Genomic DNA, 3,510 nt, shown 5'->3' with positions numbered 1-3,510 from the left:
ATATCGGCATGGCTGGCTCTTATTAAATCCCTAATAGACAACTCTTTAAATCCTAAGATTTGCATTGAACTAATGTATTCTGCATTGATACCCGCATGTCCAGCACTAATTAGTTCACTTAATGACAAATCTTTATATCCCAAAGCTTGTAAGGATTTAATGTAATCCGCATCAACATCAGCGTTCTTTAAACTGATTAATTCATCAAGGGTTAACCTATCATAACCTAAAGCTTTTAGAGATTCAATATATTCCGACTGGACTTCAAAGTCATTATTATCCCATTTGGCCACCTCTTTATTTACTTCCTTTAATTGCTCTTTAATCATTATCGGTTCTTCTACATTTACCTCTTCCTTGACCTCCTCTCTTATTGTGGATTCATTTCCAGTATCTGCAGGAACGTTTATTGCAGTTTCCTCTAAAATCCCATTTGGTTCTAGTTGGGAGGCAAAAACAGGATCATTGGTCATTATCATCCCTTCTGAGGGCTCATTAAATAGAAAAACCATAGCGGTCAAAACCGGAATAATAAAAGCATACTTTCCGGCGCTATGAGGGGAGGATTTTTTGCTATTCATCATGGTGATACGCTTTTTTATAAAAGATTGATTATAATTTGTACTTACCCCTAATGGGAAATGGGGAACGGATACTTTCAACAAACTTAACTGGTAACTCTCTTTCTCTACCGTTCTCCCTACAAGCAATGAGGAATCCGTCAAATATTCCAGATTATGCTCTAGCGATTTGCGGTACATCCATGCGAAGGGATTGAACCATTGAAATACCAGCACCAATTCAGCCAGTAATAGGTCAAGAGAATGCTTTTGGTCTACATGAATTTTTTCATGGGCTAAAATTTGACTATAAGTGTCCCAATCATATTTTTCCGGATTAATGAAGATACTATTACCAAATGAACTGGGAGCCTTTTCCCCTTTCAGCTCTACAATTCTGTATTTACCATCAACGATCACATTTTTCCCATAGGACTTAAATACCAACACCAAAATCTGAAACAGAAGATTTAAAGCAAAAACTACCACTCCAAATAAATAAAGGTAAAAGATCCACTGAAATACCATTGCTGGATTTATGCCTTTCTTTGGTGTTACTCCTGTCGTATTTGCTTTCCTACCCTTCTTGATTTCTTCAGGCTCAATTTGTTTAGTTAAATTTTCACCTTCCTGCGGTCTAGCACTATTTTTTTTCTTTTTGAAAACTTCCTCAGTAGAAGATTCTTCTTTATTTGAAAAAGACTTTGATACCCAATTGGGGGAAACTGTAAGCATTTCTTTAATCAGAGAAGTATTCCCCTGCCAGGAAAATTTCTTTGGCACCGGCACAAAGGGTAATGCAAAGGCAAGAAGCAAACAAAATATAAAGTACCACCGATTTAGTCGATAAAACGTTTCTTTTTGAAGCAATAACCTATAAAACACAAGGCAGATAATTATCAAAATAGCTACCTCAAACATATAACCCATCATGGCCGCTTAGATTTAATGATTTCTAAAATGTTCTCCATTTCTTTTTCCGATATTTTTTCCTCCTTGGCAAAGAAAGCCAGCATTCTAGAATAGGAATTATTAAAATATTGTTTCACTATTCCACCCAGAGCATGTCGCTGATATTCTTCTCTGGATACTTTGGGTGAATAGCGAAAGGTTTTCCCAAAAGATTCGTGCTCTAGAAAGCCCTTATCTTCCAAAATACGAACCATTGTGGCCACCGTATTATAATGCGGTTTTGGATCGGGTAATTCTGCAATAATCTCTTTTACAAAAGCTTTTTTCAGTTCCCAAACCACCTGCATTATTTGCTCTTCTCTTTCTCCTAACTTTTTCATCTTTTTCCTTTTTTTTTTTATAAAGTTAATCCTAATGAATTAGTTTTGCAAACTATTCTATTAGTTTTTTAAACTATTCCATTAGTATTATCTACAAATGCCCCTAAATTGGTCCAAGAAACTTAAAATATGATTTTAAGTTCTACTCTTTTTAGAATGATGCTCTAAGGCTTTTCAAATCCTGTTTTGAATTAAACCATACAATGAATGAATAGGATCTTTAAGCAGCAATTAATTCTTCCATCTGCATAGTTAGTCCCTCCGTTTACCAGAAAGTTTCATCTTATTAGGAATTCAAAGTATGCCCTTTTCCGGCAAAAAATGCATGGCCATATTTTTTCCATCTTTGTTTTTCCTTTTCTTTTTGTCAAATAGTGAGAAGGAAATCGTTGTTGAAATGAAGAAGTTAAAATAAATATACTGGTACCTTTGTAGGATAATAAGAATAGCGTTTGCAAGCTTGAATCCAAGCTGTTAGAATGGTAAAAAAGAATTAAAACTCAGCTCCTTTTTATCATCCTGTCCATAATGGATCAGAAAATCCCGAATACTATCATTAGCTTCTAAGTTCATCTTCTTTTTTAAACGGTTAAGGTTGCTCTTGATAGTACCCAATCCTATGCCTGAAATTTGAGCCATCTCTTTGTTATCCATCCCTATTTTTATATAAGCACTTAAGCGCAATTCATTATTTGTCAAAGTTGGAAATTCCTGCTTCAGCCCACTAAAAAATTGAGGATGCACACTTTCAAAATGAAGTAGAAAATTTTCCCAAGCTTTATCGGCATCTATATGATAGTGTAGATTCTTTTTTATGTTTAACAGCAAATTATCCTCCCTACCATCGAGACGTTTTCTCAGCCCCTCTATCTGTTCGGTAACCTCAGTAAGAAACTGGTTTTTTTCATTGATCTGAATGGCCTGTAAGGTGAGTTCTCTTTCCTTGCGGGAAAGCTGTTCTTGTAACAATTCCTTCTCCTTGGCCATAAGAAATTTAATCCTTTGGTGAGAATGACTCAGCCTCAGAGCCGCAAGGGTCCTGGAAGTCAGCTCCAATTCATCAAAGGGCTTCCTAATAAAGTCTATAGCTCCTGCTTCCAGCGCCGTTTTAAGATCTTGTGAGGAAGTCATAACACCAGTAGCCATCACAATAGGGATTTCTCGAGTCAAAGGATCGGATTTAAGTCTGATAATGGCTTCAATTCCATTCATTATGGGCATTTCCCAGTCCATGATAATAATATCAGGAAGCTCTTTCATTGCAATTTCGAATCCCTGTAGTCCATTGGTTCCATATAGAATTTGAAAATCATCTTTAAAGCATTTTACAATGGCTCGCATATTGTAGTGATCATTATCCACCACCAATATTTTTCGCTTATTTTCCTCCATATTTGAAAATAATCTCTCCGTTCTTTAATCATTATTTGCCTTTTTTCATCTTCTGAAATTTTATTGAAGTGGGCAATAAAAAATTTACCAGCCAATGGCTTTTTAAACCCTTTATAACCAATACCTAATACTCAAATTAAGATATGCAAGGCTTAACAACTAATTAAAGATAATAAAAATCCCCTCTTTACCAGCAAAAATTTCTTTAAATCTATATGAATTGATAATCAATATTTAAGCACACACCTGCTAACTGATTGCTAACA

At 35.2% G+C, this 3,510-nt stretch carries 3 protein-coding genes; all 3 read right to left on the bottom strand.

All coding sequences use genetic code 11. The features are described from left to right. The coding region (locus E1171_RS04655; protein WP_155204576.1) for a M56 family metallopeptidase at positions 1-1,493 on the bottom strand (1,493 nt) is incomplete at its 3' end. Next, the gene (locus E1171_RS04650; protein WP_155204574.1) at positions 1,490-1,852 is read right to left on the bottom strand and encodes a BlaI/MecI/CopY family transcriptional regulator; all 363 of its coding nucleotides are present in this window, start codon (positions 1,850-1,852) and stop codon (positions 1,490-1,492) included. The genes E1171_RS04650 and E1171_RS04655, both read right to left, overlap by 4 nt. Before the next feature lie 474 nt (positions 1,853-2,326). Beyond that, positions 2,327-3,244 (bottom strand): response regulator, encoded by a 918-nt coding sequence (locus E1171_RS04645; protein ID WP_155204572.1) that lies wholly within the window; start codon positions 3,242-3,244, stop codon positions 2,327-2,329. Positions 3,245-3,510: the final 266 nt, after the last annotated feature.

The organism is Xanthovirga aplysinae, assembly GCF_009711365.1.
GTDB classification, from domain to species: domain Bacteria; phylum Bacteroidota; class Bacteroidia; order Cytophagales; family Cyclobacteriaceae; genus Xanthovirga; species Xanthovirga aplysinae.
This window is presented reverse-complemented; position numbering and strand designations above follow the sequence as displayed.